We start from the raw sequence: 16,363 nt of genomic DNA on the forward strand, positions 1-16,363 counted from the left end.
TGCTGACGGGCTCAGCGCGGCGCGTCCGCGTTCTGGCTTTTCAAGGCTAGGGTGAGGCGCGAAGGGAGGGGAGCGACATGCGCGACCGGCTGCCGGCCGTCCTGCTGCTGCTCCTGTCCTGGTTCCTGCCTGCCGGCGCGCACGCCGAGGCCGTCCAGCAGATCGCCGCGCACGCGCAGGCCGTCCAGCAAACGACCGCGCATGGGCGGGCCGTTCAGCAGGCCGACGCCGTCGACGGGCGTGGCGGTCCGCCGCGCGACGTCCCGGCGGTCCACCCTGCCGCCCACCCTGCCGCCCACCCTGCCGCCCACCCCGCCTCACAGCCTGCCGAGCAGCGGCACGCCGCGCTCCGGCACGTCCCGTATCCGCCGCCCGCCGTACGCGCCTGGTCGCCGCCCGGCGTCGCAGGCGGCGTGCCCGGCGTGGCCGACGTGCCGCCCGCGCAGACCGGCTTCAGGCATCCGTGGGCCGTCGTCGTCCCGCGCTCCGCCTGCGGCGCTCCCGCGGGCTGCCGGCCGCCCGCCACGCCGCCCCGCGCCCCGCCCTCCACACGGCACTGACACCGTCCCTTTTCCGGAACGACCCGCCGCCGCACGTCGCCCTGGCGCGTCCGTGACCCTCCCCGGGCACGGCGAGGGTGCGCGGCCGACGGTGAGCGCCGACGGTGAGCGCTGGCAGTGTGCGCCGACTGTGTGCGCTGACTGTGTGCGCTGACTGTGTGCGCTCAACGTGCCCTGAGTGACGCGCGCCGGCGGCGGGCCAAGCCTGTGGAGGCTCCCATGAAACGTGCGCCGCTCTGGCGTGCGCTGGCGGCCTGTGCCGTCATCGCGATCTCAGTGATCATCAGCTTCACCAACAGCCCCCGCCTCGGTCTCGACCTGCGCGGGGGCACCCAGCTCGTGTTCGAGACGAAGGACTCGCCCAAGGTCAAGGCGGACGCCGCCGCCACCGACCGGGCGATCAACGTGCTGCGTCAGCGCGCCGACGCGCTCGGCGTGGTCGATCCCACCCTGGTCCGCTCCGGCGAGCGGCGGATCATCGTCGAGCTGCCAGGCGTGCTCGACCCCCGGCAGGCCGCCGAGGTCATCGGGCGTACCGCGCAGCTCTCCTTCCACGCCGTGCTCGGCACCGCGGAGGAGGGCGACAAGTCCGCCGTACGCGACGAGAGCGGCGCGCCGATCAAGGTCGGCCCCGCCGTGCTCACCGGCGACGGGGTCACCGACGCCGTCGAACGCAGCGACCCGCAGCGCGGCCCCGGCTGGTGGGTCAGCATCGACTTCCGCGACGGCGAGGCGTGGGCCAAGCTCACCGGGGAGGCCGCCTGCCAGCCGTACGGCGATCCCCGGCGCCGGGTCGCCATCATGCTCGACAACGAGGTGATCTCCTCACCGTCGGTGGACCCGTCCGTGGCCTGCGGCGTCGGCATCACCGGCGGCAGCACCGACATCACCGGGTCGTTCACTCACGAGGAGGCGCGCGACCTGGCCGTGCTGATCAAGGGTGGTGCGCTGCCCGTGCCGCTCGACCTGGTCGAGCAGCGCACGGTCGGCCCGACCCTCGGCGAGGCCGCCATCAAGGCCAGCGCCGAGGCGGCGGTGACCGGGCTGCTGCTGACCGCCGTGTTCATCGTGGCCGTCTACCGCCTGTCGGGGCTGCTGTCCACGATCGCCCTGCTGTGCTACGGGCTCATCTCGTACGCGGCGCTCGTCGCGATGGGCGCCACGTTCACGCTGCCGGGCCTGGCCGGTTTCGTGCTCGCCATCGGCATGGCCATCGACGCGAACGTGCTGGTCTTCGAGCGGGCCAGGGAGGAGTACCAGCAGGCGCCCAGGCGCGGGCTGCGCGCGGCGCTCGTCCGCGGCTTCAAGAACGCCTGGAGCGCCATCGCCGACTCCAACATCACCACCCTGATCGCGGCCGGGCTGCTGTTCTGGCTCGCCTCGGGGCCGGTGAAGGGGTTCGGCGTCACGCTGGGCGTCGGCGTAGTGGCCTCGCTCGTGTCGGCCATGGTCATCACCCGCGTGCTCACCGAGGCCGTCATGAACCGGGCGGGGCCGCGCCTGTCCGGCCTCGGCTCACCGGGCGCCGTCAGGACCTGGCTCAACCGGCGGAACCCGCAGGTCATGCGGGCACGCGGGCTGTGGCTCGCGATCGCGGGCGCCCTCGCGGCGGCGGCCGTGGCCGGGCCGGCCGTCCAGGGGCTGAACTTCGGCGTCGAGTTCACCGGCGGCAGGCTCGTCGAGTTCGGCACCTCCAAGCCGGTCTCCACCGAGGCGGCGGGGCAGGCCGTCGCCCGGGCCGGGTTCCCGTCCGCCGTGGTGCAGACCGGCGACGACGGCGTCACCGTACGCGCCGCACGGCTGGGCCTGGAGGAGACCGCCAGGATCGAGCAGGAGCTGAAGAAGGCCGACGCCGGAGAGGTCACCAAGCGGCGCGAGGAGTTCATCGGGCCCAGTCTGGGCGAGGAGCTGCGGCGCAACGCGCTCATCGCGCTCGGCGTGGCCGTGGGCATGCAGCTCGCCTACCTCGCCTTCCGCTTCCGCTGGACGTTCGGCGCGGCCGCGGTGACCGCCCTGGTCGTGGACGTCGTCCTGGTGGTCGGCATGTTCGCCTGGCTGGGCAAGCAGATCGACGGCGTGTTCCTGGCCGCGATGCTCACCATCGTGGGCTACTCGGTCAACGACAAGGTGGTGGTGTTCGACCGGGTCAGGGAGCTGTGGGCGGCGCGGCCCAAGGAGCCGTTCGCCCAGGCGGTGAACGCGGCGATCCTGCAGACCCTGCCGCGTACCGTCAACACCGGTCTGGGCGCGCTGTTCATCCTGGTCGCGCTCATGGTGTTCGGCGGCGACTCGCTGCGGGACTTCGCGATCGCGCTGGTCGCGGGCATCGTAACGGGCACGCTGTCGTCCGGCTTCGTGGCCGGGCCGGTGGCGATCCTGCTGTCGCGCTTCGACCGCAGGCCGCCGCCCGCGCCGCCCGCCCCTAAGCCCAAGCGCGAACGCCACGGCACGGGCGCCGTCGTCTGACGGCGCGCCCGGGGGAGCGGGCGCCTGATGACGTGCCGGGGGAGACCGGGTGTGTGACGGCACGCTGGAGGGGCCGGGTGTGTGACGGCCCCTGCGAAGCCGGGCGTCTGACGGCGGCGGGGAGGGCGGGCCGCGCGCGTCCGGCCTCCCCGCCCGGCGCTCATCGGCATTCCCGGCCTGGCGCGGGGAACAGGTCGGGAATGGAGGTGCTGAGCAGCCGCGTACTGCTGCGTCCCCGCGACCCCGAGCGCAGCCGCCGCTTCTATGCCGAGACCCTCGGCCTGGCCGTCTACCGCGAGTTCGGCCCGCCCGAGCAGCCCGGCACCGTGTTCTTTCTCGGGCAGGGCCTCCTGGAGCTCTCGGGCACCGCGCAGGGCGGGGCGGGCGACCCGGCGTTCTCCCTCTGGCTCCAGGTACGCGACGTCGCCCGCGAGGAGCGGCGGCTCCGCCAGGCGGGCGTCACCGTGCTGCGCGAGGCGCGCAAGGAGCCCTGGGGCCTGATCGAGCTGTGGATCGAAGACCCCGACGGCCACCGCATCGTGCTCGTCGAGGTGCCCGCCGACCATCCCCTGCGCCGCGACACCCGCTGATCGCTAGGCGGGCGGCGCGCCGGCGTTGCGCAGCAGCAGCACGGCGATGTCGTCGAGGCGCTGCTCGATCACGTCCGCTCCGGTCAGCCCGTCGGCGAGGAGGTCCAGGGGCCTGCCGGGCTCCGGGCGGAATCGGGCGGCCAGCGCGGCGATGCAGTCGCCCAGGTCGAGCCCCGGCTCCTCGACGAGACCGTCGGTGTACAGGGCCAGCACCGATCCCGGCGGCATGGGGATCTTGGTGGTGGTGTACGTGGCATCGGGGTCCACGCCGAGCAGCGGGCCCGGCACGGTGCCGACGACGCTGCCGGGCCCGCCCGGCCGGCCGAGCACCGGCGGCGGGTGCCCGGCGCTGGCCATGTGCGCGGTCTGCTCCGCCAGCTCGATGCAGACGTACAGGCAGCTCGTGAAGCGGTCGGGGCTCACCTCGGTGAGCAGCCGGTTGGTGTGCGCGAGCACCTCGCCGGGGTCGGCGCCCGCGGTGGCGTGGGCGCGCATGGCGGTGCGCACCTGCCCCATGAGGGCGGCGGCGGTCACGTCGTGGCCCTGAACGTCGCCGATGACGGCTGCGGCCGCGTCGTCGCCGAGCCGGATCAGGTCGTAGAAGTCGCCGCCGATGTCCATGCCGGGGGTGGCCGGCACGTACCGGGCGGCGACGTCCAGGCCGCGGATCCGGGGGAGCGCGTGCGGCAGCAGCTGCTCCTGCAGGCACTGGGCGAGCTCGTGCTTGGCGTCGTAGAGCCGGGCCCGCTCGAATGCCTGCGCGATCAGCCCGGCGAGCGCGGTCAGCGTGGACCGCTCGTCGACGCCGAAGTGGTGCGGCCGGTCGTAGGCGAGGACGCACGAGCCCATGGGACGCCCCGAGGTGATCAGCGGCAGGAACGCCCACGCGGACATGTCGTCGAAGCGCAGCGAGTCGGGGTAGGCCGCGCGCAGCTCGTCCCAGCTGGAGAAGAACTCCGGCCGCTGCCCGCCCGGCGGCGCGGGCTTGACGTCGGGGCGGTCGTGGAACGTCTCCACGGCCTTCCTGCTGAAGCCGCGCGAGGCGGCCACCCGCTTCCTGCCGCCCGCGCTGGTGAGGATGGCCAGCGCCTGCACGTCGTAGACGGGCATGACGTGGTCGGAGACCAGGTCGATCACTTCTTGGACGGTCACCGCCCTGGCCAGCGCGGCGGCGAGGTGCAGCATCTCGTGCACGGCGATGACGCGGGGCCGGCGCGCTCCGGGCGGGCGGCGCACGTCCATGGCGGGCGTGATGCGCAGGGTGACGCCGGAGGGGCCGGGGAACATCTGGAACGACACCGCGCGCCCGCCGGGGTCGCGGGTGGTGACGTGGGTGATCTCGCGGCCGACCACGGCGGCGCGGTAGCCGTCCTGGAAGGCGGTGTCGCGCAGCCACGGCAGCGCGTCCCACAGCCGCGCGCCGACCACGTCGGCGGGCGAGCGGCCGAGCAGGTCGGCGGCGGGGGCGCTGAGCAGGGTCACGTGGCCGTCGGTGTTCAGCGCGCAGTGGCCTTCCGGCAGCCGGTTGAGGCAGTCGAGGGCGACGAGGCGCGGATCGGCCTCGTCCGATGGCGGCGGAGGCAGCACGCGCGGCCGGGGGCCCGCGGTGATGGGCCGGCCCGCGAGGTGCGCCCGGTGGATCAGCAGGCCGATCTCGTCGCAGGCCCGCTGGATGACCTCGCGCTGGCGTACGGTCAGCTCCCGGGTGCGCCCGGCGGGCCACAGCAGCATGACGCCGCCGCAGATCCGGCCGTTGGCGCGCAGGGGGGACAGGGCGGTGGCGTAGTGGTACGGCAGGGTCAGCGCGGCCTCGGGGAACTCCCTGGCGAGCTGTTCACGCCCGGTGATCCAGACCAGCCGGTCCTCGCGGACGGCGGCGGCCATGGGCATCGGGTCGCCGGTGCGGATGCGCGCCCAGGCGCGGGCGATGGGGGCGGGCATTCCGGTCGCGGCGGCCATCTGGAGCACTTCGCCGGTCTCGTCCAGCAGGTACGTGGCGCCGATGTGGACGCCGGCCCCGGTGACGGCCTCGATCAGCAGCCCGTCGAGGCGGGACGAACCGTTCGCCGCGCCGCGGGCCTGACCATGATCACCGAGCACCGGCTCAGCGTGCCTCACTCACATCATGTGAACACGGCTGCCAGAAGAAACCTCGCATACGTGAAGAATACGCCCACGAGGGGAAATAATCGGTTACGTTCCGCTCATTTCCTTTCCGTCACCTCCGGCGGGACCGCCGTTATACCTGAGCCGCATCATCGCGAGCGAGGGCGGAACGCACTGAACAGGAACGGGGAGGAGGAGGCGGGTGAACGCGGGCGCATTCAAGACATGCCGGGACGTGGGCGCGGGCCGTGAAAGCCTCGTTGCACGGGCCGGCGCGGGCGGGGCGCACCTGAGACGCGCCGTCGCGGGTCAGGGCGCGGGGTCGGGGAGGCGGAGCTCTCGTTGCATGAGCTGGTGCAGGTGCGCGCGGAAACGGCCCAGCTGCTCGGGGCCCTCGATGCCGCGCCGCGTCCCCGTGCCGTCGAGCACGCCGCTCAGCGCGAAGCCCTGGATGCACCAGATCATCGTGTACGTCGTGTGCAGCGCGTCCGCCCCGGCCGGCTCGGCCACGGTGGCGATGGCGTCCACGATGCTCTGGGTCAGCGGCTGCGTCCCCTTGAGCTCCAGATCGACCACGTCGCTGGCGTCGGACAGCCAGCGGTGCGCCCACAGCGCCGCCACCTCGGGATGGTTCGCGCATCCGTCGATGTAGGCGTCGATGAGCCCGCGCAGCGCCTCGGCCTTGTGCTCGGGCGGCGCCTCCCGCAGCTCGTCGGCCCGCGCCTGCAGCGGCCCCGCCAGGTTTTCGCGGGCCCGCTGCATCACCTCCAGGTACAGCTCCCGCTTGGCGGGAAAGCAGGCCGAGACCTGTGCCGGTTCCAGCCCCGCCGCCTCGGCGATCTGCGCCATCGAGGTGACGTCGTAGCCGAGGCCGGCGAACAGGCGGGTGGCCGTCCGCAGGATCAGCTCCCGGCGCTCGCCATCAGGAGAGTCCATGAACGCGACCCTAGGCGCAGGCACGCGGCCCTTCCTACGCCGTAACCGGCAGGATCCGGTAAAACCCCACCCGGTCAGGACGAGACGGTGAAAGGTCCGATAAAGTGCCGAAAATTTCGCGTGTCGATGGGAGGCCGTTCGCATGGGCCAGGCGCCGATCCGTCCCGCCCGGCACTGGGTGACCACCTGGACGGCCATGCCCCAGCTCACCGAGCCTGACAACATGCCGCCGCCCCCGTACGCCAAGCAGGGCCTGAGCCTGTACGACACGACACTGCGGCAGACGGTCAGGGTGTCGGCCGGCGGGCGGCGCATCCGGCTGCGGCTGTCGAACGCCTTCGGCGGCGCGCCCCTGCCGCTCACCCGCGTCTCCGTGGCGCTGCCGCGCGGCGGCGCGGCGGGCACCGGCGCGATCCTGCCGGGCACGTCGCGGCCCGTGACGTTCGGCGGGCGGGCATCGGCCGTCGTGCCGGTGGGCGCGCACGTGGTGTCGGACCCGGTGGAGCTCGACCTCGCGCCGGGGTCGGTGCTGACGGTGAGCGTCCACCTGGCGGAGGGGCTGGCGTCGGACGCGCTGACCTCCCACCCGGGCTCGCGCACCACCTCGCACCTGATCGGCGGCGACCACGTGACGGCGGAGGACATGCCCGGCGCCACCCCCGTCGACCACTGGTACCTGATCAGCGCCGTCGAGGTGTGGGCGCCGCGGAGCATCGGGACGCTCGCCGTCCTGGGCGACTCGCTGACCGACGGCAGGGGCTCCACGACCAACGGCAACGACCGCTGGCCCGACCTGCTGTTCGACCGGCTGCCCGGCATCGCGATCGCCAACCAGGGCGCGGGCGGCAACCGGGTGCTCAACGACGGGCTCGGGCCGAGCGCCCTGGCCAGGCTCGACCGCGACGTGCTCGCACAGAGCGGCGTCCGCTGGCTGATCGTCTTCGAGGGCGTCAACGACCTGGGCACCGCACCCGCGACCCGCGAGGCGCAGCAGGAGGTGGCCGGCGCGCTGATCGCCGCCTACGAGCAGATCGTCGTCCGGGCGCGGGCCAGGGACCTGCTGGTGTACGGGGCCACGCTGACGCCGTTCGGCGGCCACGACGGCTACGACGACCCCGACGGCCACCGGGAGGCGGCGCGGCGGCGGGTCAACGACTGGATCAGGACGGCGGAGCACTTCGACGCGGTGATCGACTTCGACGCGGCGGTCCGCGACCCGGCCGCGCCGCACCGCCTCGGGGCCGCGTACGACGAGGGCGACCACCTGCATCTCGGCCCGGCCGGCTATCGGGCACTGGCCGCCGCCGTGCCAGAAAATCTGTTCGAATGATGCCCGCGTGACGTCCGGGTGGCGCGCTTCATCGCGTTCGCGCAGCTCTGTGGGCTGTCTGCGGATCGATAACGATTATCTGAGAATCGTCTGAGAAATCCGGCCCCGACCCGTGACCCTCCGCCCACTCATGGAACGCTACCTGCGGAATGCACACGGTTCATGAGTCAGGGTGAGTAACGGGTGGCATCGGACAACGGAGGATCGTTCTGGCGCGGGCTGGGAAGGGGCGTGCGGAGGGCGGCCGTCGCCGCGGGCGTCACGGCCGTGGCGGTCGTGGTCGCCGGCTGCGGCCCACAGGGCACCGGCGAGGTGGGGGCGCCGCCGCCGCAGCAGACCTCCGCCGCGCCCCGGACCCAGAGCGCGGCTCCTGAAGGCGACACCGTCAAGCCGCCGCCCGTGCCGGACGGCTGGCCGCGCTGGGGCCTCACGCACACCGGCGTCAGCGCCAACAACGTCACCAGGCGCTTCGAGCAGGTGGTGGCCGGCTGGCTGGGCCGCACGCCGATGCTGCAGAACCAGCACATCATGGGCTTCGGCGCGGTCAACCCCGAGCCGTACCCCGGCGAGTTCTACTGGGAGGACCTCGACAGCCGGCTCAACCTCATGAAGCAGTCGGGCGCCACGCCGATCATCACGCTCTGCTGCGCGCCCGACTGGATGAAGGGCGGCCCGAAGGGGCCCACCGAGGAGTCCGCCTGGGCCGAGCACCTGGAGGACGCCCCCTACCCCGAGCACTTCGACGACTTCGCCGAGCTGGCCGCCGCCGTCGCCGAGCGCTACAGCGACGTCAAGTACTTCCTCGTCTGGAACGAGCTCAAGGGCTTCTGGCGGGACCACTCCAAGCCGGCCGACTACAAGGGCTACACGGAGCTCTACAACAAGGTCTACGACGCGGTGAAGAAGGTGCGGCCCGACGCCCAGATCGGCGGCCCGTACATCGGGTTCGACAGCAACCGCGAGGGCGGCTCCGAGCTGCGCGGCGACTGGGGCGTGGTCAACCAGAACGTGATCGACGCCTTCGACTACTGGTTCGAGCACAAGAAGGGCGCCGACTTCATCGTGGTCGACGGCGCCTCGCCCACCGACGCCCACGAGCTGCTGCCCGACGAGTTCGGCGCGCTGTCGAAGTTCGCCGACGTCACCGCCTGGCTGCGGAAGAAGACCGGCGACATGCCGATCTGGTGGTCGGAGTGGTACTTCGTGCCCGAGGACGGCACCCAATGGGAGGAGCCCAAGCGGCTCGCCGTGCAGGCCGTCTCCATGATGGAGCTGGCCCGCGGCGGCGCGGCCACCGCCCTCTACTGGAACCCGCAGACCAAGGAGGGCGCGTGCGCGGGCTGCATGTGGGACCCGCGCACCGGTGGCCAGACCCCGACGGGGGAGCTGATCGCGAACTTCACCCGGTGGTTCCCGGCCGATGCGCCGCTCGACCCCGTGACCTCGTCCGACCCGGCCGTGCGGGTGCTGGCGCAGCCGGAGCAGCTCCTGCTGGTCAACACCAGTGACGGGCCCGTCACGACGACCGTGGACGGCAAGGAGTACCGGCTCGAGGCGTACGAGATCAAATGGAGTGGCCGCTGACCGGCCGTGACTTCCGAGCCGACCACGGCGCGGCCCATGAATGTGCAGGTCAGACCGGATCGGTATGGCTGCGCGAGCCCCGGAACTCCGGTGGCGGGCTGATCGTTGACGCCAGCGGCACACAAGTCGATCTTCGAAACAGGGAGAACAAGAGCCGTGGTCTTCAAGAGGATGCTGGGAGCGCTCGGCGTCGGCGCACCCTCGGTGGACACCGTCCTGTCCACGCCGCGGACCCAGCCGGGCGGCACGCTGGAAGGTGAGGTGCGGCTCAAGGGCGGCGAGTTCGACGCCGAGATCGAGCACGTCACCCTCGGCCTGATCGCCCAGGTCGAGATCGAGCACGGCGGCGGGGAGGCGTCCGGGCTCGGCGAGTTCTCCCGCGCTCAGGTCTCCGGCCCCTTCACGCTGCGCAAGGGCGAGGACCGCGTCATCCCCTTCCACATGCCGGTGCCGTGGGAGGCACCGATCAGCGAGATCGGCGGGCAGCCGCTGCACGGCATGGCCGTGGGCGTGCGCACCGAGCTGGCCATCGCCAAGGCCGTCGACAAGGGCGACCTCGACCCGGTGGCCATCGAGCCTCTGCCCTCGCAGCTGCGCATCCTGGAGGCGTTCCTGCAGCTCGGCTTCGCGTTCAAGTCGGCCGACCTGGAGGCGGGGCAGCTCTACGGCGTCCACCAGGAGCTGCCGTTCTACCAGGAGATCGAGTTCCTCCCCGGCGGAAACTACGCGGGCCTGGTGGGCGAGGTCGAGGTGACCTTCGTCGCCGACCCCGCGGGCCTCGAGGTGGTGCTGGAGGCCGACAAGCGCACCGGCCGCTTCTCCTCCAGCGACGCCATCGGCCGCTTCACCATCAGCCACGACGACGCGCTGCGCACCGACTGGCCGGCCGAGCTGAGCCGCTGGCTCGACTCCCTCGCCCAGTACGGCCCCGCCCCCTATGGTCACCACGAGGCCCACTACGGTCCCTATGACCACCACGGTCACCACGGTCACCACGGCGGTCCCGGGATCGGCACGGTGGTCGCGGCGGGCGCCGCCGGCTTCGTCGGCGGGCTCGTCGCCGGCGAGGTCGTGGAGGAGCTCTTCGAGGGTGACGACGACGGCGGCGACGACTGGTAACCGCCACCACCGCCTCGCCCGTCACCGCCCCCGGATGCGCGCCGCCGGGGGCGGTTCTCGTTCTCGGGGAAGGACGCGGACCTGCCGTCACCCTCCTCCCCCGCGCCCGCGCCCTCCGCGGTCGCGCCGCCCGGGGCGCTTCGCGGTTTCTCTGGGCAGGGCGCGGGCCGGCCGTCCACCCGCGCCCTGCCGCCCGCGCCCTCTGGAAGCGCGCCGCTTGCAGGCGTCCTGTGCTCTCGGCGAAAGCGCAGGTCATCAGGGGTGCGAAGCGTTAATAACCGTGCAATCGGGCTGAAAGTACGAAGAAAGCGCCCTGAATAGGTTGGCTCACTGTCCGTAGAGCCGACCTCAAGGAGCCGACGTAAACAGCACGACTGTGTGGAGCGAGCTGCACATCACCTCCACGCCTCAGCTGTCACTCTCGATCTCCCCGCAACTCACGGCGCTGGCCTGGCTGGCCGACGCGCTCGCGGGCCGCCGCCGCGGCCTGCCGGACCTGTGGCGCAAGGCCATCGGGGCGCGCGTCTCCCGGCTCGGCCATCAGGCCGTACGCCCCCTCGCCGCCCCCGGCACCGCCACGGGACCCGACTGCCTGGTGCCCCGGCTTCCCCGCGAGGGCGACGCCACCATCCAGGACCAGCTCGCCGCCCTGCGCGACATGCCGCCCGACCGGCTGGTCAGCGACCTGGAGCAGGTGTTCGGCACGGGGCCGCTGCCCGTCCAGTGGCGCTCTGCCGCGGAACGTCCCCGGCAGTGGCTGCACGGCTACGCCGGCGCCGTCGCCGACGTCTGGAGCATCGCGGAACCGCTCTGGAAGCGCGCCCGCGCCCTGCTGGACCGCGAGATCGCCAGGGTCGGTGTGGCCACCGTGCGCGGCGGGCCCGAGCTGGTGCTCGGCACGCTCAGCGACCGCATCGTGTACGGCGAGCGCGGCCTGCGCATCAACGGCCTGGACGGCGGCCGCCACGACCTCGGCGGCAGGCGGATCGTCCTGGTGCCGATGCTGGCCGGCAAGGACGCGGTCATCGCCGGGCTCGACGGCCCAGGAGCCGTCTGGATCGCCTACCCGCTGCCCGGCGCGCAGACGCTGTGGAACAGGCCCGCCGCCCCGGCGCACGACGAGTTGTCGGCGCTGATGGGCCCCGTGCGGGCCGACCTGCTCTGCGCGATCGCCCGCCCCATGACGATGAGCATGCTGGCGGCCGACATGAAGATCACGCCGAGCAGCATCACGTACCACTGCGACCGGCTGCGGGACGCCCGGCTGATCACCAAGGAGCGGCGCGGCCGCGAGGTCTGGGTGGGCCGCACCCGCCGCGCCGAGGAGCTGCTCGAGCTCTACCACCGCCGCTGACACAGGGGACGAAACGAAAGGGGCGCGCCGGTCCGCAGCAATCCGGCGCGCCCCTCGTGCTGTCGTCGCTCAGCGGCTGAACTGGTACAGCAGCGGCCCGTCGAGCTTCCAGCCCGGCTCGTTGGCCAGGATCTTCTCGGTGTGGGAGGCGATCGCGAGCCGCCACCTGCCGTTGTTGGACAGGCGGAACACCTTCACGTCACCGCCCGCGCGGGCCGACCCGGGAGCGTAGCCCAGAATGCCGTCATAGCGGAACTTGCCCGACGAGACCAGGCGCTCCCGCTCGTCGACCGACGCCGTGATCAGGTAGCTGGCCTTCTTCTCCCAGCGCAGCCGGAAGAGCGGCTTGCCGCCGGGGAAGGGGCTGCGCGAGATGTAGTACAGCGGCGTCTGGGTGGTCGACCAGCCGTGCTTGGTGATCGCGGTCTTCTTCTCGGACTCGCTGCTGGTGTAGAAGAAGCCGCCGTCCTTCGTCACCAGCTCGTAGACCTTGACGTGCTCCGCGGCGACCGTCGTCCTGGCGGTGGCGGCCTGGGCAGGGGCCAGGCCGGTGGAGAGCGCGGCGCCCAGCGCCACCGCCAGCGCGAGGCCGGCGGAACGGGTCATACGGCCGAACGGCAAGGCCATCGTGTGTTACCTCCGTTGCTGATCGGGACGTGCCCAGCAAACACCCTCCGACCGGCTCCGGATCGTCATTTCGGTTATGTTCCAAGCGTCGAGTGCGGTACCCCTGAACGGCCGGCCCGGTCAGAACGTCACCAGCGGATCCCCGACGAAGTCCGCGATGAAGTTGACGAAGAAGAACCCGAAGAACAGCACGTTGAGCACCAGGATCACGTAGTGCCACGGCCGCGGCCTGGCCGGGCGCGGCAACCTGCTGTTGAGGTACATCAGCAGGAACGGATAGATCAGCGCCCCCAGGTTCGACATGTTCGCCGACCACTCCACCAGCCCCACGGGCAGCGACTGGAAGATGATGATCGAGATGACGACCAGCAGCAGGATCATGAACGGGTAGTAGAAGCGGCGCGGGTCGCCCTCGATCAGCCGGCGCAGGCGCGGGCTGGTGGCGTTGGCCGCGTCGGTGGTGACCCGGACCATCGCCTCGAAGATGCCGAGCTGCGTCGAGAACAGCACCAGCACCCCGACGACCAGCGCGATGTAGAAGACCACCCGGCCGTACTCGTCGCCCAGGGCCGAGGCCACGAACGTCGGCACGTTCGCCCGGGTCGGCCCCTCGCCCGCCAGCGTGACCGCCTGGGCCATGAGCAGCGTGGGCAGCAGCATGCCGAGGATCGCGCCGGCGAAGAACACGCCCCACATGTCCACCATGAGCAGCCGGTACCAGCGCTTCCACAGGCCGCGGTTCCTCGCGTCGTCGGGGAACGTGATGCCGCTGGCCAGCACCGTCGTACGGGTGCCGCGCAGGCCGGAGATGTAGCCGACCCGGTGGCCCATGCCGTAGCCCTTGTCGCGGTAGTGGCCCATGACGTACCAGTTCAGGCCCGAGGCCAGCGCGGTGAACCCGGCCAGCGCTCCGAGCTGCGTGGCGGTGATCCCGGCGGGCGGCGCCGACGGCGTCAGGAAGCCGCGGATGCCCTCCCACCACTGGCTCCACGGCACCACCAGCAGGTCCACGGCGAGCAGCGCGATCAGGATGCCGCCGATCATCACCCAGTTCGCCAGCTCCAGCGCCCGGCTGATCTTGCGGGCGCCCGCGGTGATGAGGAAGACCAGCACCAGCAGCGCGATCGCCCACAGGCGCGGCTCGACCGCGTCGTCCGCCGGCGGGACGCCGTGCACCAGCGCGTACACGCCCTGACCCGCCGAGGCGGCCCAGCCGACGCCGACGAACCCGTACTGGCCCACGCTGAGCGGGCCGAGCAGCCATTCCCCGCTGCCGATCGAGATGCCGAGGGCGATCAGGCTCGGGCCCACGGCGTACTTGAGAATCTCCCTGAAGCCGATCTTGGAGACCTTGAAGACCTCCTCCGGCGCGGGCAGGTCGGCGACCTCGAGATCCGGGCGGCTGACTCCGAGTGGGTGCGACATCTCACTGCCTCCTGCCGTCAGCGCGATCCCGGACGGCTGCCGCAACAAGACCCAAAATGCCCGCCGTATCCGGCGATCCGGCGACTCCGCCGCGGCCCCGCCGCGGGACGAACCGGTTGGGGCGTGGCGGTTGCTCACCGCTCGGAACGATTACGTAGAGTAGTGGTCGATGTCACAGAGTGACTACAGGGGGAAAGATCATGAAAGGTAAGCTCATAGCGGCGGGCGGTGCGCTGGCCACCGCCGTGGCTCTCGGCGCGATGGCCGCGCCGGCCGAAGCCGCCATCAGGCGTTGCGACCTCGGCATCGGCGACCGTACGCAGTGGCTGAGCATCGACCCGTGGGGCGTCCACGCGGGCAAGCGCAAGGCCAAGGCGTGCGAGAGGCGCCGGGTCTTCCACGACCGCTTCGTCCGCGACTTCCAGGCGTTCGGCGACGACGCCGACGAGCTCGACGACGCCGCGTCCGGTGACGACGAGCTCGACGATGAGAACTTCGAGGAGGCCGACGCCCGGCCGCACTGGAGCGCCTGGGGCCACCGCGGCTTCGGCGCCGCCCGCTACGGCAACTGGAACGGCTACAACTGGCCGGGTCCCTCGTACGGCCTGCAGTGACGCCATCGGCCGTGCCCGCTCGTAGGCCCGGCCGCCGCCCCGGGGCGCTCATGCGGCGCCCCGGGCACCCCTCCACCCCCTGTAGCACCCGCTGAGCCGCGCTCAGCGGCCACGCGCCGGCCTCTCAGGAGGCCCGCCCCCCCTCAGCGCGCCCCCCTGACCGCGCCCCCTGACCGCGCCCCCTCACCGAACGTCTCCGGCCGCCCCGACGGCTTCGCGCCGTCACACCTGCGGCCGCTGCCGTGACGCGGCACGCCCGCGGCCGTCGATGTGATTCACCGCCCCGCCCACGGCGGTCTCCCAGGCGCGCCGTGCGGCGTGTGGGGCGGTGCGCCTCGGAGGGAACCCGAGGCGCACCACGCTGCGTCAGCGGTCGACGATCTCGTTCTTGCCGATCACCACGACCCCGCCCCGGGTCAGCGCGAACCTGCTGCGGTCGTACTCGGGGTCGAAGCCGATCCGCGCGCCGTCCGGGATGACGACGTTCTTGTCGATGATCGCCTTGCGGACGACCGCGCCACGACCGACCTTGACGTTCTCCATGAGCACGGAGTCCTCCACCAGCGAGTGCGAGTGGAGCACCACCTTCGGCGACAGGATGGACCTGATCGCCGTGCCGCCGGAGACGATCACGCCGGGCGAGACCAGCGAGTCGATCGCCCGCCCCACCCGGTCGCCGTCGTTGTGCACGAACTTCGCCGGTGGCAGTGGGTCGTGCCCGGTGAAGATCGGCCACTTGTCGTTGTACAGGTTGAACACCGGATGCGCCGAGATGAGGTCCATGTGGGCCTCGTAGTAGGCGTCCAGCGTTCCGACGTCGCGCCAGTAGCCGCGGTCGCGCTCGGTCGAGCCGGGCACGACGTTGTTGGCGAAGTCGTAGACGTCCGCGCCGCCCGACTTCACCAGCATCGGGATGATGTTTCCGCCGAGGTCGTGCTTGCTGGAGGGGTCGAGCGCGTCCTCACGCAGCGCGTCGATCATCGCCTGCGTCTTGAACACGTAGTTGCCCATCGACGCGAACACCTCGTCGGGGGAGTCGGCCAGCCCCACCGCGTCCTTCGGCTTCTCCCTGAACGCCACGATGCGGCGCCCCTCGGGATCGGTCTCGATCACGCCGAACTGGTCGGCCAGCGACAGCGGCTGCCTGATCGCGGCCACCGTCACGTCCGCACCCGACTCCTCGTGCTGCTCGACCATCTGCCGGGGGTCCATCCGGTAGATGTGGTCGGCGCCGAACACGATGACGTGCTCGGGCTCCTCGTCGTAGATCAGGTTCAGGTTCTGGAACAACGCGTCGGCGGAGCCGGAGAACCAGCGCGGACCGAGCCGCTGCTGCGCCGGCACCGGCGTGACGTAGTTGCCCAGCATCGCCGACAGCCTCCACGTACGCGAGATGTGCCGGTCAAGGCTGTGGTTCTTGTACTGCGTCAGTACGACGATCTTCAGGAACCCGCCGTTCGCGAGGTTGGACAGCACGAAATCGATGAGCCGGTACATGCCCCCGAACGGCACCGCCGGTTTCGCCCGATCCGCCGTGAGAGGCATGAGCCTCTTGCCCTCTCCACCTGCCAGCACAACCGCAAGCACCCTCCGGGACCTCATGTCCAGGACGCTACCCGCAAATGGCCGATCTATCGACGAAACCCGCAGTG

At 71.9% G+C, this 16,363-nt stretch carries 13 protein-coding genes; 8 read left to right on the forward strand and 5 right to left on the reverse strand.

The features are described from left to right. Nucleotides 1-77: 77 nt before the first annotated feature. The 3 genes from ACGFIM_RS35950 (at nt 78) to ACGFIM_RS35960 (ending at nt 3,616) form a co-directional block, all read left to right on the forward strand. Nucleotides 78-560 carry a hypothetical protein gene (locus ACGFIM_RS35950; protein WP_393210161.1) on the forward strand — a complete coding sequence of 161 codons (483 nt, stop codon included), beginning with the start codon at nt 78-80 and terminating at the stop codon, nt 558-560. Between the two features lie 219 nt (nt 561-779). Then, nucleotides 780-3,026 carry a protein translocase subunit SecD gene (secD, locus tag ACGFIM_RS35955; RefSeq protein WP_393210164.1) on the forward strand — a complete coding sequence of 749 codons (2,247 nt, stop codon included), beginning with the start codon at nt 780-782 and terminating at the stop codon, nt 3,024-3,026. 200 nt (nt 3,027-3,226) lie between these two features. Further along, nucleotides 3,227-3,616 carry a VOC family protein gene (locus tag ACGFIM_RS35960; RefSeq protein ID WP_393210167.1) on the forward strand — a complete coding sequence of 130 codons (390 nt, stop codon included), beginning with the start codon at nt 3,227-3,229 and terminating at the stop codon, nt 3,614-3,616. A gap of 3 nt (nt 3,617-3,619) precedes the next feature. Here ACGFIM_RS35960 and ACGFIM_RS35965 read toward each other — a convergent pair whose 3' ends face one another. Continuing rightward, nucleotides 3,620-5,716: a SpoIIE family protein phosphatase gene (locus tag ACGFIM_RS35965; protein ID WP_393210170.1), complete on the reverse strand. Its 2,097-nt coding sequence runs from the start codon at nt 5,714-5,716 to the stop codon at nt 3,620-3,622. A 315-nt stretch (nt 5,717-6,031) separates the two neighbouring features. Beyond that, nucleotides 6,032-6,658 carry a TetR/AcrR family transcriptional regulator gene (locus ACGFIM_RS35970; protein WP_393210173.1) on the reverse strand — a complete coding sequence of 209 codons (627 nt, stop codon included), beginning with the start codon at nt 6,656-6,658 and terminating at the stop codon, nt 6,032-6,034. Nucleotides 6,659-6,800: 142 nt separating this feature from the next. On the opposite strand from ACGFIM_RS35970, the gene ACGFIM_RS35975 reads away from it, so the two are divergent. The 4 genes from ACGFIM_RS35975 (at nt 6,801) to ACGFIM_RS35990 (ending at nt 12,045) form a co-directional block, all read left to right on the forward strand. Continuing rightward, nucleotides 6,801-7,988: an SGNH/GDSL hydrolase family protein gene (locus tag ACGFIM_RS35975; RefSeq protein WP_393210175.1), complete on the forward strand. Its 1,188-nt coding sequence runs from the start codon at nt 6,801-6,803 to the stop codon at nt 7,986-7,988. 183 nt (nt 7,989-8,171) lie between these two features. Beyond that, nucleotides 8,172-9,572, forward strand: a complete 1,401-nt coding sequence (locus ACGFIM_RS35980) for a xylan 1,4-beta-xylosidase (RefSeq protein WP_393210178.1) — start codon at nt 8,172-8,174, stop codon at nt 9,570-9,572. A gap of 156 nt (nt 9,573-9,728) precedes the next feature. Beyond that, nucleotides 9,729-10,691: a sporulation protein gene (locus ACGFIM_RS35985; protein ID WP_393210181.1), complete on the forward strand. Its 963-nt coding sequence runs from the start codon at nt 9,729-9,731 to the stop codon at nt 10,689-10,691. A gap of 376 nt (nt 10,692-11,067) precedes the next feature. Continuing rightward, a complete protein-coding gene (locus ACGFIM_RS35990) occupies nt 11,068-12,045 on the forward strand; it encodes an ArsR/SmtB family transcription factor (protein WP_393210184.1) in 978 nt (325 codons plus the stop codon). A gap of 69 nt (nt 12,046-12,114) precedes the next feature. On the opposite strand, the gene ACGFIM_RS35995 is transcribed toward ACGFIM_RS35990, so the two are convergent. Beyond that, nucleotides 12,115-12,651: a hypothetical protein gene (locus tag ACGFIM_RS35995; protein ID WP_393210187.1), complete on the reverse strand. Its 537-nt coding sequence runs from the start codon at nt 12,649-12,651 to the stop codon at nt 12,115-12,117. 141 nt (nt 12,652-12,792) lie between these two features. Beyond that, on the reverse strand, nt 12,793-14,097 hold the full coding sequence (locus ACGFIM_RS36000) for an Nramp family divalent metal transporter (RefSeq protein ID WP_393210190.1): 1,305 nt from the start codon (nt 14,095-14,097) through the stop codon (nt 12,793-12,795). Between the two features lie 200 nt (nt 14,098-14,297). On the opposite strand from ACGFIM_RS36000, the gene ACGFIM_RS36005 reads away from it, so the two are divergent. Continuing rightward, entirely contained in the window at nt 14,298-14,711 is a 414-nt protein-coding gene (locus ACGFIM_RS36005; RefSeq protein ID WP_393210193.1) for a hypothetical protein, read from the forward strand. A gap of 366 nt (nt 14,712-15,077) precedes the next feature. Here the strand turns inward: ACGFIM_RS36005 and glgC are convergent, their stop codons facing one another. Continuing rightward, nucleotides 15,078-16,313 (reverse strand): glucose-1-phosphate adenylyltransferase, encoded by a 1,236-nt coding sequence (gene glgC / locus ACGFIM_RS36010; RefSeq protein ID WP_393210196.1) that lies wholly within the window; start codon nt 16,311-16,313, stop codon nt 15,078-15,080. Nucleotides 16,314-16,363: the final 50 nt, after the last annotated feature.

Source organism: Nonomuraea sp. NPDC049309 (assembly GCF_043196965.1).
Taxonomy (GTDB): Bacteria; Actinomycetota; Actinomycetes; order Streptosporangiales; family Streptosporangiaceae; genus Nonomuraea; species Nonomuraea fastidiosa.

Bases quoted from the DNA above. Each gene is read 5' to 3' on its own strand.
- ACGFIM_RS35950 (WP_393210161.1), top strand. From the start codon at position 78: ATGCGCGACCGGCTGCCGGCCGTCCTGCTGCTGCTCCTGTCCTGGTTC.
- secD (WP_393210164.1), top strand. From the start codon at position 780: ATGAAACGTGCGCCGCTCTGGCGTGCGCTGGCGGCCTGTGCCGTCATC.
- ACGFIM_RS35960 (WP_393210167.1), top strand. From the start codon at position 3,227: ATGGAGGTGCTGAGCAGCCGCGTACTGCTGCGTCCCCGCGACCCCGAG.
- ACGFIM_RS35970 (WP_393210173.1), bottom strand. From the start codon at position 6,658: ATGGACTCTCCTGATGGCGAGCGCCGGGAGCTGATCCTGCGGACGGCC.
- ACGFIM_RS35975 (WP_393210175.1), top strand. From the start codon at position 6,801: ATGGGCCAGGCGCCGATCCGTCCCGCCCGGCACTGGGTGACCACCTGG.
- ACGFIM_RS35995 (WP_393210187.1), bottom strand. From the start codon at position 12,651: ATGACCCGTTCCGCCGGCCTCGCGCTGGCGGTGGCGCTGGGCGCCGCG.
- ACGFIM_RS36000 (WP_393210190.1), bottom strand. From the start codon at position 14,097: ATGTCGCACCCACTCGGAGTCAGCCGCCCGGATCTCGAGGTCGCCGAC.
- ACGFIM_RS36005 (WP_393210193.1), top strand. From the start codon at position 14,298: ATGAAAGGTAAGCTCATAGCGGCGGGCGGTGCGCTGGCCACCGCCGTG.
- glgC (WP_393210196.1), bottom strand. From the start codon at position 16,313: ATGAGGTCCCGGAGGGTGCTTGCGGTTGTGCTGGCAGGTGGAGAGGGC.